This window comes from Dehalococcoidia bacterium (assembly GCA_021295915.1).
Lineage (GTDB): Bacteria > Chloroflexota > Dehalococcoidia > Lucifugimonadales > UBA1123 > VXRN01.
Genome location: JAGWBK010000001.1, coordinates 123,806 through 143,954 on the forward strand (window position 1 = coordinate 123,806; position 20,149 = coordinate 143,954).

At 57.4% G+C, this 20,149-nt stretch carries 20 protein-coding genes; 9 read left to right on the plus strand and 11 right to left on the minus strand.

From position 1 onward, the window contains the following. Positions 1-419: 419 nt before the first annotated feature. Positions 420-1,208: an MBL fold metallo-hydrolase gene (locus tag J4G14_00595; GenBank protein MCE2456298.1), complete on the plus strand. Its 789-nt coding sequence runs from the start codon at positions 420-422 to the stop codon at positions 1,206-1,208. 6 nt (positions 1,209-1,214) lie between these two features. Here the strand turns inward: J4G14_00595 and mtaB are convergent, their stop codons facing one another. Continuing rightward, positions 1,215-2,498 carry a tRNA (N(6)-L-threonylcarbamoyladenosine(37)-C(2))-methylthiotransferase MtaB gene (gene mtaB, locus J4G14_00600; protein MCE2456299.1) on the minus strand — a complete coding sequence of 428 codons (1,284 nt, stop codon included), beginning with the start codon at positions 2,496-2,498 and terminating at the stop codon, positions 1,215-1,217. A gap of 188 nt (positions 2,499-2,686) precedes the next feature. Between mtaB and J4G14_00605 the strand changes: the two genes are divergently transcribed. The 3 genes from J4G14_00605 (at position 2,687) to recJ (ending at position 6,264) form a co-directional block, all read left to right on the plus strand. Beyond that, on the plus strand, positions 2,687-3,139 hold the full coding sequence (locus tag J4G14_00605) for a hypothetical protein (GenBank protein MCE2456300.1): 453 nt from the start codon (positions 2,687-2,689) through the stop codon (positions 3,137-3,139). Positions 3,140-3,282: 143 nt separating this feature from the next. Beyond that, positions 3,283-4,527, plus strand: a complete 1,245-nt coding sequence (gene fabF / locus J4G14_00610; GenBank protein MCE2456301.1) for a beta-ketoacyl-ACP synthase II — start codon at positions 3,283-3,285, stop codon at positions 4,525-4,527. A 36-nt stretch (positions 4,528-4,563) separates the two neighbouring features. Further along, positions 4,564-6,264: a single-stranded-DNA-specific exonuclease RecJ gene (recJ, locus tag J4G14_00615; GenBank protein ID MCE2456302.1), complete on the plus strand. Its 1,701-nt coding sequence runs from the start codon at positions 4,564-4,566 to the stop codon at positions 6,262-6,264. Here the strand turns inward: recJ and J4G14_00620 are convergent. Further along, positions 6,261-7,127, minus strand: a complete 867-nt coding sequence (locus J4G14_00620) for a prolipoprotein diacylglyceryl transferase (protein ID MCE2456303.1) — start codon at positions 7,125-7,127, stop codon at positions 6,261-6,263. The two genes, recJ and J4G14_00620, sit on opposite strands and share 4 nt — an antisense overlap. Before the next feature lie 161 nt (positions 7,128-7,288). On the opposite strand from J4G14_00620, the gene xerD reads away from it, so the two are divergent. The 3 genes from xerD to uvrC all read left to right on the plus strand — a co-directional run bounded on the left by xerD (position 7,289) and on the right by uvrC (position 10,642). Continuing rightward, positions 7,289-8,194: a site-specific tyrosine recombinase XerD gene (xerD, locus tag J4G14_00625; GenBank protein ID MCE2456304.1), complete on the plus strand. Its 906-nt coding sequence runs from the start codon at positions 7,289-7,291 to the stop codon at positions 8,192-8,194. 66 nt (positions 8,195-8,260) lie between these two features. Further along, a complete protein-coding gene (locus J4G14_00630; GenBank protein MCE2456305.1) occupies positions 8,261-8,629 on the plus strand; it encodes a hypothetical protein in 369 nt (122 codons plus the stop codon). A 90-nt stretch (positions 8,630-8,719) separates the two neighbouring features. Beyond that, the gene (gene uvrC, locus J4G14_00635) at positions 8,720-10,642 is read left to right on the plus strand and encodes an excinuclease ABC subunit UvrC (protein ID MCE2456306.1); all 1,923 of its coding nucleotides are present in this window, start codon (positions 8,720-8,722) and stop codon (positions 10,640-10,642) included. A gap of 62 nt (positions 10,643-10,704) precedes the next feature. Here uvrC and J4G14_00640 read toward each other — a convergent pair whose 3' ends face one another. The 4 genes from J4G14_00640 to J4G14_00655 form a co-directional block, all read right to left on the minus strand. Beyond that, positions 10,705-11,589 carry an SPFH/Band 7/PHB domain protein gene (locus J4G14_00640; protein MCE2456307.1) on the minus strand — a complete coding sequence of 295 codons (885 nt, stop codon included), beginning with the start codon at positions 11,587-11,589 and terminating at the stop codon, positions 10,705-10,707. Next, positions 11,586-12,920, minus strand: a complete 1,335-nt coding sequence (locus J4G14_00645) for a nodulation protein NfeD (protein MCE2456308.1) — start codon at positions 12,918-12,920, stop codon at positions 11,586-11,588. Before J4G14_00645 ends, J4G14_00640 begins: the two co-directional genes overlap by 4 nt. Positions 12,921-13,105: 185 nt before the next feature. Then, entirely contained in the window at positions 13,106-13,489 is a 384-nt protein-coding gene (locus J4G14_00650; protein ID MCE2456309.1) for a PIN domain-containing protein, read from the minus strand. Between the two features lie 27 nt (positions 13,490-13,516). Continuing rightward, positions 13,517-13,807, minus strand: coding sequence for a hypothetical protein (locus tag J4G14_00655; protein MCE2456310.1), 291 nt, complete (start codon positions 13,805-13,807; stop codon positions 13,517-13,519). Between the two features lie 169 nt (positions 13,808-13,976). Here J4G14_00655 and J4G14_00660 point away from each other — a divergent pair, with 169 nt between their 5' ends. Beyond that, positions 13,977-15,128, plus strand: a complete 1,152-nt coding sequence (locus J4G14_00660) for a glycerate kinase (protein ID MCE2456311.1) — start codon at positions 13,977-13,979, stop codon at positions 15,126-15,128. 13 nt (positions 15,129-15,141) lie between these two features. On the opposite strand, the gene J4G14_00665 is transcribed toward J4G14_00660, so the two are convergent. The 4 genes from J4G14_00665 to J4G14_00680 are packed head-to-tail and all read right to left on the minus strand — an operon-like array spanning position 15,142 to position 18,414. Then, complete coding sequence (locus J4G14_00665) at positions 15,142-15,909, minus strand: lactate utilization protein (GenBank protein ID MCE2456312.1); 768 nt, start codon at positions 15,907-15,909, stop codon at positions 15,142-15,144. Continuing rightward, on the minus strand, positions 15,885-17,309 hold the full coding sequence (locus J4G14_00670; protein MCE2456313.1) for an iron-sulfur cluster-binding protein: 1,425 nt from the start codon (positions 17,307-17,309) through the stop codon (positions 15,885-15,887). Before J4G14_00670 ends, J4G14_00665 begins: the two co-directional genes overlap by 25 nt. A 3-nt stretch (positions 17,310-17,312) precedes the next feature. Further along, complete coding sequence (locus tag J4G14_00675) at positions 17,313-18,083, minus strand: (Fe-S)-binding protein (protein ID MCE2456314.1); 771 nt, start codon at positions 18,081-18,083, stop codon at positions 17,313-17,315. A 55-nt stretch (positions 18,084-18,138) separates the two neighbouring features. Then, a complete protein-coding gene (locus J4G14_00680) occupies positions 18,139-18,414 on the minus strand; it encodes a hypothetical protein (protein MCE2456315.1) in 276 nt (91 codons plus the stop codon). 138 nt (positions 18,415-18,552) lie between these two features. On the opposite strand from J4G14_00680, the gene J4G14_00685 reads away from it, so the two are divergent. Beyond that, positions 18,553-18,996: a VOC family protein gene (locus J4G14_00685; protein ID MCE2456316.1), complete on the plus strand. Its 444-nt coding sequence runs from the start codon at positions 18,553-18,555 to the stop codon at positions 18,994-18,996. Between the two features lie 31 nt (positions 18,997-19,027). Here J4G14_00685 and J4G14_00690 read toward each other — a convergent pair whose 3' ends face one another. Further along, on the minus strand, positions 19,028-20,065 hold the full coding sequence (locus J4G14_00690) for an NHL repeat-containing protein (protein ID MCE2456317.1): 1,038 nt from the start codon (positions 20,063-20,065) through the stop codon (positions 19,028-19,030). Positions 20,066-20,149: the final 84 nt, after the last annotated feature.

A 20,149-nucleotide genomic window follows, 5' to 3' on the forward strand; every position in this document is an offset into this window, starting at 1 on the left:
GACAATTTTCGAAACAGATCATAAATTTAGAGGCGTGGGCTCCGGGGGGATATGCCCAATCCGCTAATGGATAGAAAGCGATTATGCAGCGTGAAAGACCGTTGCATTCGCCTCTCCGGCCAGGTCAACTGGCATCGTTCAACTGCATGACCCAACGACTACGGGTCACCTTGCTAGACGTGCAAGATTTAATGCGCCCGTATGTGGCGACTTGCGCACTTTCGATGTCTCTGGGAGCACCCTACTCGGGTGGCGCCAGCCTGGGCCGTGAACGACCGCGCGTAGGTGCGCGCTAGTGGAAAACGCTGTCTCCACCCACCTACGTGAGATTCATTTGAGATTCTGTATTTCATTTCTTGGAGGTTGCACAGGTGGATGTTGGGAATACGTCAATCAACTTGGTTAAAGATGGCACATTTATGGTCGACGGTGGAGTAATTTTCGGGCAGCTCGCCCGCACCCAGTGGGAACAGTTCATTAAGCCCGACCGCCGGAACAGGATTCGCCTGGGTCTGAACGCAGTACTCGTCAGGACACCAGGCCTCAATATTCTGGTCGACACCGGTGCCGGCAGCAAAAGAATGGTGGAGCTGAAGGCTGATTACAGCCTGAACGGCAACAAGCTGACAAAAGGGTTGAAGTCTTTTGGCCTGACGGCGAGGGACATCGACATAGTTGTGCTCACCAATCTCCAATTCGAGCACAGCGGGGGTTGCACCAAGCTAGACCGTACCGGGGCAGCTATTCCGATGTTTCCCAAAGCCAAATACCTGGTGCAGAAGGCGTCATGGGAGGCAGCAAACTCACCCAATGAGCGCTACGCCCAATCCTTCTACGAGGACGACTTCGAGCCACTAGCGGACCGCGACCTGATCGAGTTCGTGGATGGCAACAAAGAGATCGCCCCGGGTGTCAGTGTGAGGCTGATGGAGGGCCCATCGAGGGGGAACCAGGTCGTGTTCATCGAGTACGGCAGCGAACGAATCATCTACGCCGGCGACCTCATCCCTACCCCATTCCACCTACCCTTGCATCACATACCGGCCACGGCCGAATTCCCTAACGACACGCTGGTGCAGAAGCGCGAGCTACTGGAAATGGCAATGGGTGACGGGTGGATGATCGTCTTCGGGCACGGGAACGACTGCAACGCGGCCTACGTACAGGACCGAGGCGGCGTGCCTCAGTTGGTACCAGTGGAAGTCTAGGAGAAGCTACAGAGGGTTGACCTCTGCAGTCATCCAGTCGCCGTCTAAAGCCGTCAGCTTAGATTGCATGATTCGATTGGAGAGGTCGGCCTCATTCGTTGTACGCACACGAATGTAGTTGTCCGTAAGGCCAGACCAGACTCGATGGCCTCGACGGCCTCCATTTGTCGGTCTCTCCCACAGCACTGCCCTGCTCTGCCTGAGGAAACTACTTCTGAATTGCATCGACAGGTCAGCGGCAACGACCGCAAGCTCGGAAATGCGCTCCGCCTTTACCCTGGGGTCAATCTGTCCTTCAAGATAGGCCGCGCTAGTTCCTGGACGAACCGAATACGGGAAGAAGTGCACCGAGGCCAGTTCCGATTCAACACACGTTGCCAGGGTATTTTGGAAGTCTGAATCGGACTCCCCTGGAAATCCCACAATGACATCCGCGGTAATGGCCACATCTGGGACGGCGTCGCGAATCCGGCCCACAGTTTCAAGGAACTCTGCGGCATGGTATTGGCGCCTCATCCTCTTGAGGGCAGCGTCACTGCCGCTCTGAAGTGGAACGTGGAAGTGGGGGCACAGTCGCGTGTCCGTCCACAGATTCAGGAACTCATCAGATATGTCCTGGGGCTGGAGAGACGAGATCCTGATTCTTGGGATATCGGTCTCTTTAAGCAGGCTCTGGACCAGCAAAGTCAGGTCGACACCTGGTAGATCGAAACCGTACGAACCTAGTTGAGTCCCCGTAAGTACAACCTCCTGGCAGCCTGCCTCGCCATAGGAGTTGGCAGATTCGACTATCTGCCTGAGAGGGACGCTTCGCTCCCGGCCTCGAACCTTGGGAACGATGCAGTAAGCACAGACCTGGTCACAGCCCTCCTGGATCTTGATCATCGCCCTTGAACGCAGCCTGAGCAGAGGCTGGAGGGCACTGTCATCCCCGATCGCACAGGCGGTATCTGGCCCTTGGGAAGCGTCCTCCAGCATCGCGACCAGGGACTCCTTGTCGGCGTTCCCGACGACAAAGTCGACCTCCCGCATCGTGCGGAGGTCTCCGGGGGCACGTTCGGCATAGCATCCCGTTGCAACTACTGTTGCGTTCGGATTGCGTCGCTTCGCAGCCCGAGCGGCCTGTCTGGCCTTTCGATCAGCTACGTGAGTCACGGTACAGGTATTGAGGACGTAAACGTCAGCCGGCTCGTCCTGGGATGTCAGTACATAACCGGCCTCGACGAATTCCCTGGCCAAGACCTGCGTGTCGGCTTGATTGAGCTTGCACCCGTGCGTTTCCAGACACACGGTCTTTTGCGCTCCCCCACTGTCGATATTCTTAGCCGTTTCGATGCCCCCAAAATTGGATCAATGTATACTAGCACGGTGCTCACCAGCCATCACAACGAGCCGGTAAGCAAAGTGAAAGTAACAAACCCGTGACTGTAGACCCCTCGGACACCAGCATAAATCCCTGGCTGGACAGGGTCCGGCGGATGACAGAGCTTAGAGACGAAGCGGCCGACTTCATTCGGCGCGCAGGTTCGCTTTTGCCTGCGGCCGACTCCGACGTTGAGCTTGTCTGTCGGCTGTGGACCATTGCAGATGAGCACGACACGTTCATCTGCGAGGCCATGCAGAAGTTCAACGACGCAGTGTTCGAAACCACGGGAGAGTTGGAAATTACCCGGGGCGCTGAACCGATCACCGCCCCTGAAGGCAGTGTCTCACTCTCTTATATTTGCACGTGGACACTTGCGCGACCTGATTCACAAGGCGCGAGCGTGGTGCTGGCAGCCGACCAGGTATCGGGACGACTGATGTTTGAGATAAGGGACTCCACTGGCGCTGCGCGCAATATTGGCTTTCCAATTGACGAAGACGAAAGCCTCTACGAGGCATTAACATCCAGCTTCTTCGCCATGTACAGCCAGTCCGCACAGCCCTAGGGGTCACGCCGGAGGCGGGGAGCAATTCCGGCCACAGGGAAAACGGTGCACCTACTTGGTATAATCAACCGGCCTATCCGGACGAATCTGCGCTGGGCACTCGCAACTGGCGGCGCCCTACCCTCCGAGGGAGACTTAACTTGATGCACGCAAACAGAGTCGTTGTAACAGGAGTCGGTGTCGTCAGCCCCCTGGGGCTGGACGCAGGTTCAACCTGGAAGAATCTCCTGGCGGGAAAGTCAGGCGTTGATCAGATCACAGCTTTCGACACGGAAGGCCACGGGACAACAATCGCGGCCGAGGTCAAGGACTTCGATCCGGACTCGATAGTCGGCAGGAAGCAGGCGCGAAGGATGGACAGGTTCGTCCAACTTGGTGCAGCGGCCGCCCTCGAGGCCGTAGACGCGGCAGAGATAAGCGTTACTCCAGATAACCAGACAAGGGTCTCCGTGATGATGGCCAGCGGAATTGGTGGCCTCATCACTCTTGAGAGCCAGATCGGAGTGCTCGGCAATCGAGGACCTAACCGTATCTCGCCGTTCCTGGTCCCTATGATGCTTCCGGACATGGCATCGGGTCAGATCTCAATGATTCTTGGAGCAAAAGGGCCGAACTACAGCACAGTGTCGGCGTGTTCAAGCGCTGCAGACACAATAGGTCAGGCATTCGAAGCCCTCAGGAGGGGTGATGCTGACGTTGCGGTTGCTGGCGGTTCAGAAGCAGCCGTCTGCCCTATCGGGGTTGCTGGATTCAATGCCTGCCATGCACTCTCAAAGAGAAACGACGAACCGGAACGAGCCTCCCGTCCCTTCGACGCCGAAAGGGATGGATTCGTGATGGGAGAAGGCGGAGCCGCACTGGTGCTTGAAACCTTGGAACACGCCGTAGCGAGGGGTGCCGAGCCTATTGCAGAACTCTCCGGCTACGGCTCCACTGCTGACGCCCATCACATTACTCAACCAGCCCCGGAGGGTGAAGGTGCAGCTCGCGCAATGCGAAACGCCTTGAACCAGGCCAAAGTTCAGCCAGACGAGATTGGCTACATCAACGCACACGGAACATCGACTCCGCTGAACGACAAGTATGAGACGATGGCAGTCAAGGCCGTGTTCGGTGAAGAGGCATACAACATACCTATCAGCTCTACAAAGTCCATGACAGGCCACCTCCTTGGCGCCAGTGGCGCCCTGGAAGCAGCAGTGACAGTGTTCGCGCTCTCCAAGTGGGCGATCCCGCCTACGATCAATCTTGAGTCGCCCGACCCTGACTGCGACCTTGACTACACACCTCACATGCCGAGGCGGGGCCGTATTAGAAGCGCCATGAGCAACTCCTTCGGCTTCGGAGGGCACAACGCCTCCCTGGTCTTCCAGGAGTTCGCAAGCTAGATACCAACTAACCAAGCGGCGTTCCGGGAGAATGAAATGAAACCTAACTGGGCCATCCTCCCGACAGTACCTGCGTCCGTTGTCCGCGAAATCGGTCTGCCTCAGGCACATTGCCAGCTGCTGTACAACCGTGGCCTGACTACCGGGGCCTCCGTTCAGGAGTTCCTGTCCCCTGACACTTCTCATTCGCACGACCCCTGGCTGATGCCAGACATGGATGCTGCTGTAAGCCGATTGATCACGGCAGCTGAACAGGGTGAGACGATCGGCGTATTCGGAGATTTCGACATCGACGGGATCAGCGGTACAGCCGTCATGTCGACCGCTCTCCGCGATCTAGGCGCGGATGTCGTATCGTACATTCCAGACCGGGTTGCCGAAGGCCACGGCCTGGGACTGGAGGCAGTACAGTCCCTTGCGAGTCGAGGGGTGACCCTGCTGGTAACCGTGGACTGTGGTTCGACCTCCGAATCAGAAATAGAAGAGGCTTCCGACCTCGGTGTGGACACGATAGTCACGGACCACCACCTCCTATTGGACCAACCTCCCTACCCTGTCGTCGCCATGGTCAATCCGAGACGGCCCGACTCGGAATACCCATTCGAGCACCTCACTGGCGCCGGCACAGCCTACAAAGTGGCGCAGGCCCTCTACCGCTACAGGGATAGGCAGGAACCACCCGAGCTTCTCGCACTCACCGCCCTCGGAACCGTGGGCGACGTCGGGCCTCTTCAGGGGGAAAACCGTTACATCGTCGCTGAGGGGCTACGAAGGATGAACGCCAGCCCTTCTGTTGGTTTGGAGGCGCTTACAGCAGTCTCCGGCATTGGAGGACAAAACCTGGACACGGGTTCGCTGTCATTTCAGATCATCCCGAGACTGAACGCCCCCGGGAGGTTGGCCGATCCAGGGATCAGCCTGAGCCTGCTCACGACAACTGACCTGGCTCAGGCCAGGTCAATGGCTTCTCAGATCGACAGGCTAAACGCGGTACGTAGAACCGCAACCGAGAAGGGCGTTAAACAGGCGGAAGGCCAGATTCTCGAGAGATGGGGCGACGAAATTCCGGGAATCGTAATGGTGGGAAGGCGCGACTGGAGTGACGGCATAGTTGGCCTGATTGCCTCACGTATTGCTGAGACGTACACCAGACCTGTGATTGCGGTCGCGGTGGGTGATCAACTTAGCAGAGCGAGCGCGCGGAGCATCGACGGCTTCAACCTGATGGAAGTAATCGAGCCTGCAGGCCACCTTATGACTCAATTCGGGGGACATGAGCAGGCGGCTGGGTTCACTATTCCGAACGAAAACCTGAGCGAGTTGGCCCAGCAATTGGAATCAGTTCAGGTCTCTCAGGGAATCCAGTCAGGTAAGCCCAGAATTGAAATTGATATGGTCTGCGATCCATCAGCCTTGGAACGTGACATGTTCGAGTTTACTGAGAAGCTGGCGCCATTCGGAAAGGACAATCCAAGGCCCAAGTTCGCTGCGAGTGGGCTTCGGGTAGTGGACTCTCGATCCGTGGGTTCGGGGAAGCACCTCAAGCTCAGGGTCGCAGATGACAAGAGGACCTGGGACGCGATAGCGTTCCGAATGGGCGACCGAATCGCGGAGGCGCCCACCGGTTCGAGCATCGATATCGTCTATGAGATGGAGACGAACGTCTGGAATGGACGCACGAGTCTTCAACTCGTGGTCGAAGACTTCGAACCTACCCAACAGCCTCGACTAATCTAGCGTCGGTCCTGCCTGCGGCGCTGGGCCCTTGTGCGACTGTCTCTTGGCTGCACATCTTCAGGCTCGACAGCAACCTCGCCTGCCGGCACAGGCCGTGCCTTGATTAGCAGCAGCGGCACAGTGATCGCGAGTACCAGCAACGCGATGTAGTGCGCTTCCTGCATTCCAAACGCCCAGATCCGGTCTTCACGCAAGAATGTGATTCCGAATCGACCTATGGAGTACAGGGCAAGGTATAGGGCGAATAGCATGCCGTCCGGTCGGAGCCGATTACGAAGCTTCCAGACCACGATCAGCGACAGCATATTCCAGATTATTTCGTAGGCAATGACCGGCTGAACTGACACACCGATTCCGTTGGCGCAACGTGCCGCGTCTGAGGCTGGGTTCGTCCACATGAATCCCAGGGCAAAATCCCAGGCCTTGGCGCAATGTTCCCCGTTCACGATGTCGCCGAGTCGGCCAATCGTCTGGACCAACAGCAATGCTGGCGCGGTCAGATCGGCTATTACCCCCACGGGGTGCTTCCTCCAGGCTGCGTAGGCCACTCCGGCGATGAACCCGCCGAGGATTCCTCCCCAGAGCCCAATTCCACCGCTCCAGATCGCCAGTATCTGTCCAGGGGAGTTCTGATAGAAGTCCCAGTGGTCGATTACGTGGACTGCCCTGGCCCCCAGAATTCCGCCGATTATTGCCCAGATAGCGATGGAGTAGATGTCGTCAGGATGGATGCCACGCGCGGGCGCCCACCTGCCCACGAGGAACACCGCGGTCGCCACTGCTATGAAACTGAAGAATCCGTGCCAGCTCAGCACGAACGCAGAGAACGCGACGAGATTTGGGCCAACGACGATATCAACCATGTGGAGTGTCTCCGACTAGAACGGCTAACCCGGCGGGGTGTTTCGGACTGTTGATCCGCGAAATCTCCGTCTTATGAGACCGTCAACTCAGGACGCAATCGGGGCACATGGGCCGTACACTTGAAGGAATCCGTGTCACAGCCTGTGTCGAAAGGGCTTCCATGAGAGAGCAACTCGAAGATTTCCTTCACTACATGACAGTTGAACGAGGTGTTTCGAACAATACGATCGCCGCTTACCGAAACGATCTGGTGCAGTTGACTGAGTACCTCGACGCTCAGTATTCAGGCCGTTTCCGCCCATTCACATGGGCTGACATCTCGGAACAGACGATCTCAGACTATGTACTTCATTTGCACGAGTTAGGATATTCGGAAACTACGAGAGCGCGCAAGATTGCATCACTAAAGTCGATGTTCGGGTTCCTGGTCATGGAACAGGTCCTGGAGAACAACCCGACGGCAAATGTGGGCACTCCCAAGGTTGGTCGTTCACTTCCCGACCCCCTGACATTCGACGAGATTGAGAGGCTGCTCTCGGTTCCAGCATCCCTGGATTCACCTGAGGGGCTGCGAGACCTGGCAATGCTGGACCTGCTGTACGCGACCGGCATGAGAGTCAGCGAGCTGACTGCTCTCGACCTCGCGGACATCGATCTTACAGACGGATCGGTGCGATGCCAGGGTAAGGGAGGCAAGGAGCGAATCATTCCTGTTCATCCTGATGCGGTAGGTCTGGTGGATCTCTACATTCAAGACTCCCGGCCGGCGCTGGCCGGCGAGAGGGAGCCGGCGGCGCTGTTCCTGAACAGGAGAGGCAACAGGTTAACCAGGCAGGGTTTCTGGCTCATCCTGAAGAAGTACACAGCGGAAGCCAGACTGGAAGGACGTGTTACTCCGCATACTCTAAGGCACAGCTTCGCCACTCATCTCCTTAGAGGTGGGGCGCCACTGCGCCACGTGCAGGAACTGCTTGGACACGCGAGCATCACGACAACGCAGATCTACACCTACCTGACCAGTGAGCATGTCCGCTCCGAGTATGACACAGCCCATCCGAGGGCGTGAATTTTACAAGTCGCCGCTAGACCGCTATCCTCAAAGGGAGTCATTCCCCAACAGGAGCGAATCCAAATGCCAAGCAAGGGCAGGAGCAAGCGCGCAGCAACGCGCCAGGCCCAACTCAGCGGTAGACGTCGACGGCGAACAGGCAGGGCACGAGTAGAGGCTACCGAGCAGCCGCAGGTTCAGGAAGTGCGCAGGCAGGCACGCCCCTCCCCTGCGACGGCTACGGCTTCTGCGCTGGAAACTCCCTCGACAGCCCGGGCCCAGGAGACCACACCCGCTGTGGCAACTCAGGCACGCAGAAGGTCGTCCCGGGCCCGCGCTCCGATGGAGCCGCTGCAGATGTATCCGTACCTGGGCTCTGAGCTGCGAAGAATTGGTGCCCTGACGGGCCTAATGGCGATTGCTCTCGCCGTACTCACCTTTGTTCTCGGATGAGACGAATTTAGCGTTCCCGACAACTTGGTTACCCTGCCGGCCGGGACGTATCCCGTGCAGCTCGGTGGGAACTGATTTCGGTTCGGCCACATGATAGAAGCCCACAGAGACGCCACTGGCAGCGTGGCAGTGGCTGAGACTCCAGTCTTTACCCAACGACTTCGCGCCCTTCCCCCAGAGCCCGGCGTCTATCTGATGCGCGACGCCTCCGGGGAGATCATCTACGTTGGAAAGGCTGCCAGCCTTCGCAATCGGGTCTCGTCTTACTTTGGCAGTCCATGGGGACTGCATCCCAAGATTAGGCAGATGGTGCGCCGCATTGTGGACTTCGAGTTCATCGTAACGGAGTCCGAGCAGGAGGCGCTGATCCTTGAGAACAACCTCATCAAGGAGCACCAACCGCAGTATAACTCCCGTCTGAAGGACGACAAGTCCTACCCCTTTATCAAGATCGATACGACCGAGGACTTCCCGATCGTTTACGTCACACGCAGGGTACGTGAGGACGGAGCCCGGTACTTTGGCCCCTTCGCAAGCGCTTCAAGTGTTCGCAAGACTCTGGCACTGCTTAAGAAGCTATTCCCGTACAGATCTTGCACAAAGACCATAACCGGCAACGATGACCGAGCGTGTCTCGACTACTTCATTCATCGTTGTGCGGGCCCGTGTATCGGCGAGGTCGACAGGGTCCAGTACCACGAAATCATCGACCAGGTTGCGCTGTTCCTCGAGGGCCGTACCGACCAGGTCGTAAAGGGCATACGGTCTCGCATGATAGAGTCCTCGGAAAACCTCGAGTTCGAGCGCGCCGCCGTATTGAGGGACCAGATTCAGGCGATCGAGAGGGTCCACGAGGGACAGAAGGTACTCCATCTCTCGAACGAGAACGTCGACGTCATCGCGCTCGCGCAGGAAGGACGCGACGCGTGGGTTGAAGTCTTTTTCATCAGGCAAGGCAAGTTGGTCGGACGCGAGAACTTCCTGATGCACAGGTCTGAGGGTGATGAGCCTGCCGAGGTGATGGCAGCCTTCGTCAAGCAGTTCTACTCTGCCAACCCATACGTACCCAGGCGAGTTCTGCTTCAGCACTTGCCTGAAGACTTTGAAGCCATCGTCGCATGGCTGCGAACCAAGAGGCAGGGAGCAGTCCAGCTTCACGTGCCACAGAGGGGCGAGAAGCGAAAACTGGTCCAGATGGTGGCCCAGAATGCTGAACAGGGCTTGAATCAGCTAAGAGTCCGCCGACTTCACGAGTCCACAAACAACCAACAGGCCCTTGAGGAGCTTCAGGAAGCCCTGAGTCTGCCTGAACTGCCACGCAGGATCGAATGCTACGACATTTCCAATATCCAGGGCACAAATTCCGTGGGCAGCATGGTGGTGTTCGAAGATGGCAGGCCTAAGTCTGCCCACTACCGCAGATTCAAGATAAAGTCGGTCGCCGGTGTGGACGACTACTCCATGATGCGCGAGGTGCTTACACGCCGGTTCAAACGACTCTCTGAATCGCGGAAGTCGGAAGCAGCTGGAGGAGAAAACCAAGCAAACGGACGAGGAAGTGAGCGCGATAACGGAAACGCCTGGGGAATCATCCCCGACCTCGTCCTGATAGACGGCGGCAAGGGGCATCTTGGAGCAGCCTTACAGGTCTTCCTGGAGCTGGGAATCAACGACATTCCATTGTCCAGCCTCGCCAAGGAGAACGAGGAGCTATTCGTTCCCTACGTAAGCGACCCGATTGTCCTCCCTCGCGACGCACAGGGTCTGTTCCTGGTCCAGCGGGTACGTGATGAAGCACACCGGTTCGCGATCACGTTCCATCGCGAGCGGCGCTCGAAGAAGAGTGTGCAGTCTACCCTGGACCTTGTACCCGGTGTCGGACCCAAGCGTAAGCGAATGCTGATCCGAAGGTTCGGCTCGGTCAAAGGTATCCGTGAGGCATCGCTTGAAGAGGTCGCGGCCGTGCCTGGTCTGACCTTGACCGTGGCTCGGGCGATCAAGGACCACATCTAGCCCGAACTTATCCCCCATGCGTGGTTCAATGGGCTACTAGCAGGCTGGGTCGCCCACTTCAGCTAGTCTGCTTCCCTTGAGTTTACCGCTGCGGCTCCGGTTGCGGCGTTGATAAACGGATTCAACAGGTTCGTGAACTCCATTGGGAAGATGAACTTAGTGCTTTCGCTGCTCCCCAGAGCCTTGAGCGTGTCAAAGTACTGAAGGCTGAGCGTGTTAGCATCAATCCCCTCGGCAACATTCGAAATCCTGTCCAAGGCAGTGCTGAATCCCTCAGCCCGAAGTATCGCGGCCTGCTGATCGCCTTCAGCAGTCAGAATCTCGGACTGCCTGAGTCCCTCTGCACGGAGGATGGCGGACTGCTTCTCACCTTCAGCGACAGTAATTGCTGCTTGCCTAATGCCTTCAGCCTCCGTAACCGCGGCTCGGCGAATGCGCTCTGCAGACATCTGACGGTTCATGGCCTCCTGGATATCCCGCGCCGGTTCGATCTCGCTGATCTCGACCTGGGTTACCTTGATTCCCCACCGTCCTGTTATATCATCGAGCTTGATGCGGAGGTCTTCGTTGATTCGTTCCCTCTGTGACAGGACGTCATCCACGTTCATTTCGCCAATGACAGCGCGGAGTGTAGTAGTCGCCATCCCGACAACGGCGGCATGGTAGTCAACTACTTCGAGAACTGCCCTCTCCGCCTGATCCTCCATGATTCGCATGTAAACAAGGAAATCTATATCAATAGGTGCATTATCCAGGGTGATGTTGGTCTGGCGTGGGATGTCCATAACCTCCTCGCGCAGGTCAACAGTGCTGGTAACGTGAAACGGCCAGAACAGCAGACTCAGGCCCGGCTGCCGCAATCCGGCATACTTACCTAGGGTAAAGATCGCGATACGTTCATACTGGCGAACTATCTTCAGATATGGAATCACGTGATGCTCCTTTATATGGCGCCTAAACTGCTCTCTCTTACGACCCTAAGTTTCACTCCGTCCAGTTCTGCTGCGACTACGGTCTCCCCACTTTCGATTGTGTCTCCGGACTCTGATTCTGCGGTCCACAACTCACCTGCCAGGTGAACAGTGCCTATGGGATCCAGGGTGGACCTGACTACTCCGGTCTGTCCAATGATCTGTGAAGCACGTGAAACCACCGTGATGTCTTGGGCCTTCCTGGAAAAGTGGAATAGACCAAAGACGGATATTGCTATAAACACGGCCGTGCCAGCCAGTACGGCCCAGCCCACCCGCATGTCAGGCGCGGGCAGGCCCGGAACGCTCGTGTCACCGAACAGAAGAAATCCACCAATGACGAAGGCTATTCCGCCTGCTGCTCCGAATCCACCCCATCCTGGCGCCTGAAGTTCAACGAACAGCAGCACCAGCCCTCCTCCCATGAGCGCGAGGCCGATCCAGTTGACCGGTAAGTTGCCAATTCCCACAAAGGCCAGCAGCAGCAGGCCGAGTCCTACTGCACCCGGGATCCATCCACCCGGGCTAACCAGTTCAACGATTATCAGGATCCCACCGACTGCGAAGAGGATGAAAACCAGGTGAGGGTTGGCGAGCCATCCCTGGAATCGTTGGACGGGTGTCGCCTCCAGAAGTTCGACACTAGCCTGGGACGTTGCAAGCGTTACTGTCGTCCCCTGCACTTCAATCTCGGTGCCGTCGAGCTTGGCAATAAGATCGGACACGTCTCGGACATTAAGATCGACCACACCAAGCTCAAGCGCCTCCTCCGCAGAGTAAGAACTGGCTTCGAAAATTGTCTTCTCAAGCGCCTCAGAATTGCGACCTCTCTGGGCAGCGATGCCACGCAGAAGTGCCGCTGCATCCTGGGATGCTTTGGCCTTTATCGTTTCACGTAGGTCGTTTCCACCTGCATCGACCGGAGAAGCTGCGCCAATCGTCGTTCCTGGAGTCATCGCCGCGACATGGCCAGAAGCCACAATAAAGGTGCCGGCAGACGCGGCTCTAGCCCCGGCGGGAGTCACGATCACAGCCACCGGGACAGTGGAGTCCAACAGCGCGCCGGTCATGTCTCGCATTGAGTCAAGCCGTCCGCCGGGAGTGTCGATCTCCAGAACGAGAAGACGCGCGCTGCGAGCCTCTGCGTCTTCAATCCATCCCCTCACAACCCGGGCGGACACGGGATCAATCTGTGAATCGAGGCGCCCCACTAGGACGCCACCTCCGCCCTGCCCCTGTAACTCGCTCACTGCAAACGATGACGCAACCAGGATGACAACCACGGCTAGGAGAGTTCGGCGCACCATTGACATTGTGCCGTTGCCATCCGATCTGAGTTGGCGGATTCTGCCGAGAGCACACCTGACAGCCCAAGGTTACGCCGACGGCGATGCTCTACACAGTCATTATAGACTAGCGAATCTAAACTGCGCTTAGATCTTTCCAAGAGCTGTCCGGGAAACGGACTCGGCAGTTCGACGGGCGAATGACTCTAGATTCCTCCTATGCTGCAGCCCATAGCGGAAAAGAATTCATCGTCTATACAGGCTACAGACAGACCATTCTCCAGTGCCGTTGCGGCGACGACGGCGCTCAGCATTGCTTCCGGATTTGGAGAATCAAGCTCACGTACGATCTGTCCCGCTCGCCTCGCAACGGTTGCGCTCAGGTCGAGTACCTCGACGGAGTCCAGCAGTGCTTCAAGCTGAATCTCCGCCCGCCTGTCAGGAGCTTTCCGCACCATCTCCGCCACAGTCACTGTCGAGACTGCAGCCTTGCCGTCTCCGTTGACGACCGCCTCCAACCACCCCGTTCCCTCACCACCCGTCCACAAGCTCTCTACTACACCAGTATCCAATATAAGCGCGTCGTTCATTGTCCGAAGACTCCCTACACACCTGAGCTACCTTTGAAGTGCCTCACGAACTATCGCCTTTGCTTCCTCTGAGGTGAGTTCCACAGGCGAACCGAGTGGCTGGCGAAGCTGCATACCGAGATATTCGTCATCCCACACGGACCTGGGGACATCGGCGCGAGAGTGCTCGCCACTAAGAGCCGACTCGAGGGCGTCCTCTATGAATTCCCGTAGTGGGACCCTCATTTCTGCCGCCCTTGCCTTGGAAGCGAGGTAAATATCCTCCCTTATCTGGGCATACAGCTGCCTTGTTGGCTGCGTAGCTCTTTCCCTGGGCATGGACTTGGTCTCCCTATACTACTATTCATCTAGTTTAACACCTTGATCGCAAACGGCAAAGTGCCCACAATGATTGTCTGCTATTGTACTAGTTACCTATGGCCATATCATAATCATTTAGCTAGCGAGCTTCCCCTTGGCTGTCAACGTTCCCTAAAATGTGCCTGATATGAGAATTGTCATTGCACCACAGGCCTTTAAGGGAAGCATCTCGGCACTCAATGCAGCGAAAGCTATGGAGGCTGGCGTACTCAACGTGTTGCCAGATGCCGACACTTACTTGATACCCGTTGCCGACGGCGGCGACGGTACCCTGGAGACGCTGGTCGAAGGTTCCAGTGGCTCTGTACGCACTGCACTGGTAACTGGCCCCCTGGGAGAGCAGAGAGAGGCCTTGTGGGGAGCTATGGGCGACGGAGTAACCGCCGTAATTGAAATGGCGCGTACCTCCGGGCTGGCTCTCGTTCCCTTAGATGCCAGGGATCCATTGAACTCCACCACCTATGGTCTTGGTGAAGCGATTGCAGCAGCTCTGGACGAGGGATTCCGCAGATTCATCGTCGGTATCGGCGGCAGTGCAACGAACGATGCTGGAGCCGGAATGGCGCAGGCGTTGGGAGTTTCACTGCTAGATAGTAGCGGCAATAATCTCGCACTGGGCGGCGCCGCTCTAGCCCAACTGGACAGGGTCGACCTGTCTGGTCTCGATGACAGGGCCCTGGAATCGACATTAATGGTCGCCTGTGACGTAACCAACCCTCTTACCGGTCCCGAGGGCGCATCGGCCATTTACGGGCCTCAGAAGGGCGCTACGCCGGACATGGTTGCCAGTCTGGACTCAGCCTTGGGGAACTTCGCGGAGGTTGTACGCAGAGACTTAGATGTAGATGTCGAGCATCTTCAGGGATCTGGCGCTGCCGGAGGCCTCGGTGGCGGCATGGTGGCCTTTCTGAACGCTGAACTGCGCACAGGCGTCGATATAGTCATGGACATCGTGAACATCGACGAGCACCTGGAAGGCGCTGATCTGGTCATTACCGGTGAGGGGGAACTGGACTACCAGACGCTGTACAACAAGGCCCCTATTGGCGTCGCGCGGCGAGCCCAGGCCCTTGGAATTCCAGTGGTCGCCATAGCTGGCACACTTGGAGAGCGCTACGAACTGGTCCACGACCACGGAATTGACGGAGCGCTTTCGATTCCGACAGGCCCTATGACGCTCGACGAAGCCTCAGAACGAGCCGCTGAGCTCATAACCCGGTCAACTGAGCGAATGCTGAGGCTCATGAGGACTGGAGCGAAGGTGTTCGGTACCCTCTAGGTCCTGGTGTCCCCTACCCTATCAGCACCATGTGCACTTCACCGGGACCATGCACACCAGTCACGAGCTTGTACTCGATATCTGCGGTGCGGCTGGGTCCTGTGATGAGGTTCATGTAGCTTCGCACTGCCCCATCGACGAAGTCCCGGCGTCGCAATGTGAACAGCTCATCTAGGGTCGGAAGTACCTGGCCTCGCTCGATCAGTGCAATGTGAACCGGTGGAAGAAGGGACACAAGGCGGCTGGATCCAGTCGCAGGTATGATCACGCAGGTGCCAGTCTCGGCGATAGCGTAGTCAACTCCCGTGATTCCCAGGTCTGCGCTGGCCATGGCGGCTCTCAGGGTCGCGCGAGATTCACTCTCTGCATCTTCGCTTGCACGATCGACCTCAACTGGGACCAGTTCAATCCCCGTGCTGGAAAACAGGTCGCCGTATAATGCATCCTGGACGACGTTGTGGAGCGAGTGGACCGCAGACCTTGCCTCGAGGTCTCGTGCAACCTCCAGAACGTACTGCCCGGCCTCCTCAGCGCTGGGCACCCTTTTGACCACCCATCCGGAGGCCTCTCCTGAAGTTGCGAGTGCGTCCATGAGTGCATCAGCATCCCCGCTGGCCAAACCCTCGGCGGCCTGGACACGGGCTGCCAACTCATCGACGGGCCCCCGTGCAGGCGGTGCGTCGCCGGCGGGCGCGGTTACGGGCTCCGAACGTCCCAGGGAGGTCCGTATTCGCTGTAGAAACTCCGCCCGCTCGTTCATTCCTTCTGGAGCCTCTTCCATCGAGACCTGAACGACTCCTTTAGCTCAGGCATGTCCCGGTGATCAGTCCATCCCGACAGCGGACCCGGCAGTCCGGGGCTTTCCGATTGTCGCGAAACCAGTGACTGACCGAGTCTTCCGACCCAGTTGGCGAACTGCATGGTTCCAGCACTGGAAACCGACGCGCGCCAGCCTTTCATTGCCAGCTTCTCTGCGCTGTCAACAGACTTGTCCGATGGATAGTTATCCCCCTGGGTGAGCTCCTTGCGCAAATACAAAAGCATTCTCGGGATGTCTATCTTGACTGGACACGCTTCCTTGCACGCCCCGCAAAGGGTTGACGCGTATGGAAGGTCCTTGGCGTCTGACAGTCCAGTCAACATGGGGGACACAATCGAGCCAATGGGGCCGGGATACACCCAGCCGTATGCGTGGCCGCCTACCTTTCGATAGACCGGACAGGCGTTCAGACACGCCCCGCAGCGGAGGCAGAGAAGCCCTTCGCGGAGATGTTCATCGGCAAGCAGGCGAGAGCGTCCGTTATCGACAATTACCAGGTGAAACTCTTCCGGTCCATCTTCCTCTTCGGAGCGCCTCGGACCGGTCACGGTCGTGACATAGCTGGATAGCATCTGTCCCGTCGCCGACCTGATCAGCAATCGCAGGAACAGGCCAAGGTCCTCAAGTGAGGGGACTACCTTCTCCATACCTGAGATCGCAATGTGCACCTTCGGCATGGATGTGACCATCCGGCCGTTTCCTTCGTTCGTAACCAGGGTGACGGTGCCTGACTCGGCTACCAGGAAATTCGCCCCCGAAATGCCCATGCCTGCCGCCAGAAACTTCTCCCTAAGCTGCCGACGGGCCTCACGGGTAAGCTCCTCGATATCCTCTATCCTGTCAGTGCCTAGTTTCTCAGCGAAGAGGTCCGAGACCTGCTCACGAGACTTGTGGATCGCGGGCGCGATTATGTGGAACGGCGTGTCGCCGGCGAGCTGTACGATGTACTCACCCAGGTCGGTCTCCACTGGCTCGATCCCCTCGGACTCAAGCCGCTCGTTTAGTCCCATCTCCTCGGAGAGCATGGATTTGCTCTTCACGACCATCTCGACACCGCGATTGTTCGCTACTGAGACAACGTAGTCCGAAGCTGCCTTGGCGTCTTTGGCGAAGTAGACCTTCCCTCCGGCCTTCTCAACATTTGTCGCGAGAAGATCGAGGTAGTGGTCCAGGTTCTCGATTACGTGCCACTTGATCTGGCGCCCACGTTCACGCAGCTCTTCCCAATTCGTTGTCGCGCCAGAAGCAGAAATGCGGGCGCTGTGGAAGCCGGAATAGAGGCCATCTAAATTGCGCTGGATCTGGTTGTCGGCTAGCGCGCTGGCCGAACCTTGTCTGAACTGGCTGGTGCGGGGCTCCAAGCTCTAGTCCTCCTTGAGACCCTGCGAAATAAGCTCTGCAAAGTGGGCAGGTCGAACCTGGCTACCGCGACGGCGCAGGCCACCACCGATGTGCATAAGGCAGCTTGTGTCGCACGCGGAAACGACGTCCGCGCCACTTCGCTCAATGCTGTCCAGCTTATCACTCAGCATTGCGCCAGAAATATCGGCGTACTTAACTGCGAATGTACCGCCGAATCCGCAACACACTTCGGCTTGGTCCAAATCCACTCGACGAAATCCGGGAACTGCATCGATCAAGGACTTTGGCTGAGCATCGATACCAAGCTCGCGCTTGGCGTGACAGGCCTCGTGGAAGGCTACTTCGACCTCATCTGCCGCGGACGTCTGGAACAGTTGCTCCAGTTCTGGCGGACCAACTTTGTCGACGAGGAATTCACTGAATTCATAGACATTTCCAGCCAGTGAACCCGCGCGAGCGAGATTGACCGGATCGTCGGCGAACAGTTCCTCGTAGTAGTTGCGGATCATCGCTGTGCATGATCCTGAAGGAATCACTACGGGAACAGAATGGTCCAGTTGGCCTAGGAGCCTTCTGGCGACAGGGCGAGCTTCGTTCCAGAATCCAGAGTTGAATGCTGGCTGTCCGCAGCAGGTCTGGGATGTGTCAAACTCGACCTCGATGTCGAGGGCCTCGAGTACGTCTACTACAGCCTCACCGACTTCAGGGAAGAACTGGTCAACAACACATGTGACGAAAAGCTGTACGCGACGGCGGCCAGTTCGTTGAGTCATCCGAATATCTCACAAGTGACTCGAGGATCAGTCTTAACCGTCAAGGTACCTGGAGTCACAGTACAAGCCCGCGAACAACAAACCCGGCGATCCAGGTGATCATGAACACCCCGCCGCAGGCGAACAGCGCTCCTTCGGTCTCGCGCCGGGCCGGGCCATGCAACGCCAGATACGCAATAAACAGACCCAATCCAATTGCGATCAGCCAAACGGAAATTGAGTTCACGCCGAGTGCGAGGCCAATCGCGAAGCCTGTCACTCCCCACGTGATCCAGGAGTCCAGACGTCTGATAGTGGCCGCGAGCCAGGGTGGTCTAATGCGTTCAGTCAAGGAAACTATCCCGAAACTCATGCTGATGCCTGCGTCCGTCAAGGAAGGATACACAGGCCGTCGGAGCGATGCAACGCAGATTGTCGCATGGTGGCCAGTGACGTAAACTCGGCACAGAACAGGCAAGGGAGGAGAGGCATGGTAACCGGCTTCAATCACTCTGGATTCGTTGTCAAAGACATCAAGGCGATGGTGGAGTTCTACAGGGATACGCTCGGTCTAAATGTCATGAGGGAGGTCGACAGTGTAGCCCCACCCGAAGGCGACCACACAGGCATTCCGGGAGCGCGTAGGACGTTAGTCTTCGTCGGGAAGCCTGAAGGTGAGCACGTCCTGGAACTTGTTCACTTCATCGATCCACCAAGTCCGGATGGGCACCTGCACAGGCATCAACTGGGCGCAGCCCACGTCTGCTTCAACGTCAGTGACCTCGCCGACCTTGCGTCCAAGCTCAAGGCACAGGGAATTAGGTTTATTACCGCCCCAATCTTCCACGAAATGCCGGACGGCAAGAGGCGAGGGATATGCTACATCCAGGATCCCGAGGGCAACTACGTTGAACTGATTCAACCGCCAACGTAGCAGGGTCACACTGCCCTGTGGGTAGGTCTAACTAGGAAGACTTCTGGTACACCTGGAAGCGGTGGCGGTTGGTCTCGACGACGTACATTTTGTCTTCTCTGTCGAGTCTGACTGCCACGGGACCCCAGAAGTACGGCTCGACCTGAGAGGACGTGTGATAGGGGGTTTGGAGGTGTTCAGGCAGTTCGTCCGGGACGAGCTGCGATATCTGCCGGAGCTCCCATTCCTCGGGGTTGGACGAGTAGTAGTCAGCGGCCCACTTGGAAACTGTGGCCTGTCCTCTGAGCGTCGTCAAGAACGAGCCATCAGGATTGAAGACCTGTATCCGTTCGTTTCCCCAGTCGGCAACGGCCACAACTCCGTCCGATGCCACGGCGACACCGGATGGTCTACTAAGTTCCCCAGCACCCATACCGGACTTCCCATAGGTCTGTATGTAGTCACCATCGGGTGAGAACTTCTGAACGCGGTCGTTACGCCAGTCGGCGACGTAAACTGCGTCATCCGGTCCAACCCCGACACCCCATGGCAGGTTGAACTGACCGTTTCCTGACCCTGGCTCGCCCCAGGCGATGATCAATTCTCCGTCTGGCGACATCTTCTGAACGCGTCCGTTCTGTTGATCGGCTATGTAGAGATTGTCATGTGAATCGATTGCGATGCCCGCAGGTCCGCCAAACTGGCCGGGGTCCGAGCCCGCTTCACCCCACTGACTGACAAACTTGCCATCAGCATCATAGATGCAAACGCGGTTGTTGTATTCGTCGGTAATGTACAGACGGTCTTCGCTGTCGAAAGCCATGGCCACGGGCCAGATAAGCTGACCGTCCCCCTGACCGTAACCGTTTCCAAACTCGTACAGGTATTCTTCGTCGAGATTCAGCACGCCTACCCTGATGGCCACGGCACGAGCAGGGTCACAACGATTCAGTACAAAAATACGACCGTCCGGACGAAAGGCGATGTCGTAGGGATTAGCGAACCCACGTCCGTTGTCGCCATTGTTTACGATGCCGATCGTCTTGAGGTAGTCGAAGCTGAGTGTGGTAGCGCTTTCCTGTGTGGTCAAGTTATAATCCCCATCTCCGTCAGCTTCTTGCCGGTCTGTCGCCAATGAGCCGGCGTTTACTTACACCGGCTCATTCCTTCGGTC

Coding starts and splice junctions, on each gene's coding strand:
- J4G14_00595 (MCE2456298.1), top strand. CDS start 420: ATGGTCGACGGTGGAGTAATTTTCGGGCAGCTCGCCCGCACCCAGTGG.
- J4G14_00605 (MCE2456300.1), top strand. CDS start 2,687: ATGACAGAGCTTAGAGACGAAGCGGCCGACTTCATTCGGCGCGCAGGT.
- fabF (MCE2456301.1), top strand. CDS start 3,283: ATGCACGCAAACAGAGTCGTTGTAACAGGAGTCGGTGTCGTCAGCCCC.
- recJ (MCE2456302.1), top strand. CDS start 4,564: ATGAAACCTAACTGGGCCATCCTCCCGACAGTACCTGCGTCCGTTGTC.
- J4G14_00620 (MCE2456303.1), bottom strand. CDS start 7,127: ATGGTTGATATCGTCGTTGGCCCAAATCTCGTCGCGTTCTCTGCGTTC.
- xerD (MCE2456304.1), top strand. CDS start 7,289: ATGAGAGAGCAACTCGAAGATTTCCTTCACTACATGACAGTTGAACGA.
- J4G14_00630 (MCE2456305.1), top strand. CDS start 8,261: ATGCCAAGCAAGGGCAGGAGCAAGCGCGCAGCAACGCGCCAGGCCCAA.
- uvrC (MCE2456306.1), top strand. CDS start 8,720: ATGATAGAAGCCCACAGAGACGCCACTGGCAGCGTGGCAGTGGCTGAG.
- J4G14_00645 (MCE2456308.1), bottom strand. CDS start 12,920: ATGGTGCGCCGAACTCTCCTAGCCGTGGTTGTCATCCTGGTTGCGTCA.
- J4G14_00650 (MCE2456309.1), bottom strand. CDS start 13,489: ATGAACGACGCGCTTATATTGGATACTGGTGTAGTAGAGAGCTTGTGG.
- J4G14_00655 (MCE2456310.1), bottom strand. CDS start 13,807: ATGCCCAGGGAAAGAGCTACGCAGCCAACAAGGCAGCTGTATGCCCAG.
- J4G14_00660 (MCE2456311.1), top strand. CDS start 13,977: ATGAGAATTGTCATTGCACCACAGGCCTTTAAGGGAAGCATCTCGGCA.
- J4G14_00665 (MCE2456312.1), bottom strand. CDS start 15,909: ATGGAAGAGGCTCCAGAAGGAATGAACGAGCGGGCGGAGTTTCTACAG.
- J4G14_00675 (MCE2456314.1), bottom strand. CDS start 18,083: ATGACTCAACGAACTGGCCGCCGTCGCGTACAGCTTTTCGTCACATGT.
- J4G14_00685 (MCE2456316.1), top strand. CDS start 18,553: ATGGTAACCGGCTTCAATCACTCTGGATTCGTTGTCAAAGACATCAAG.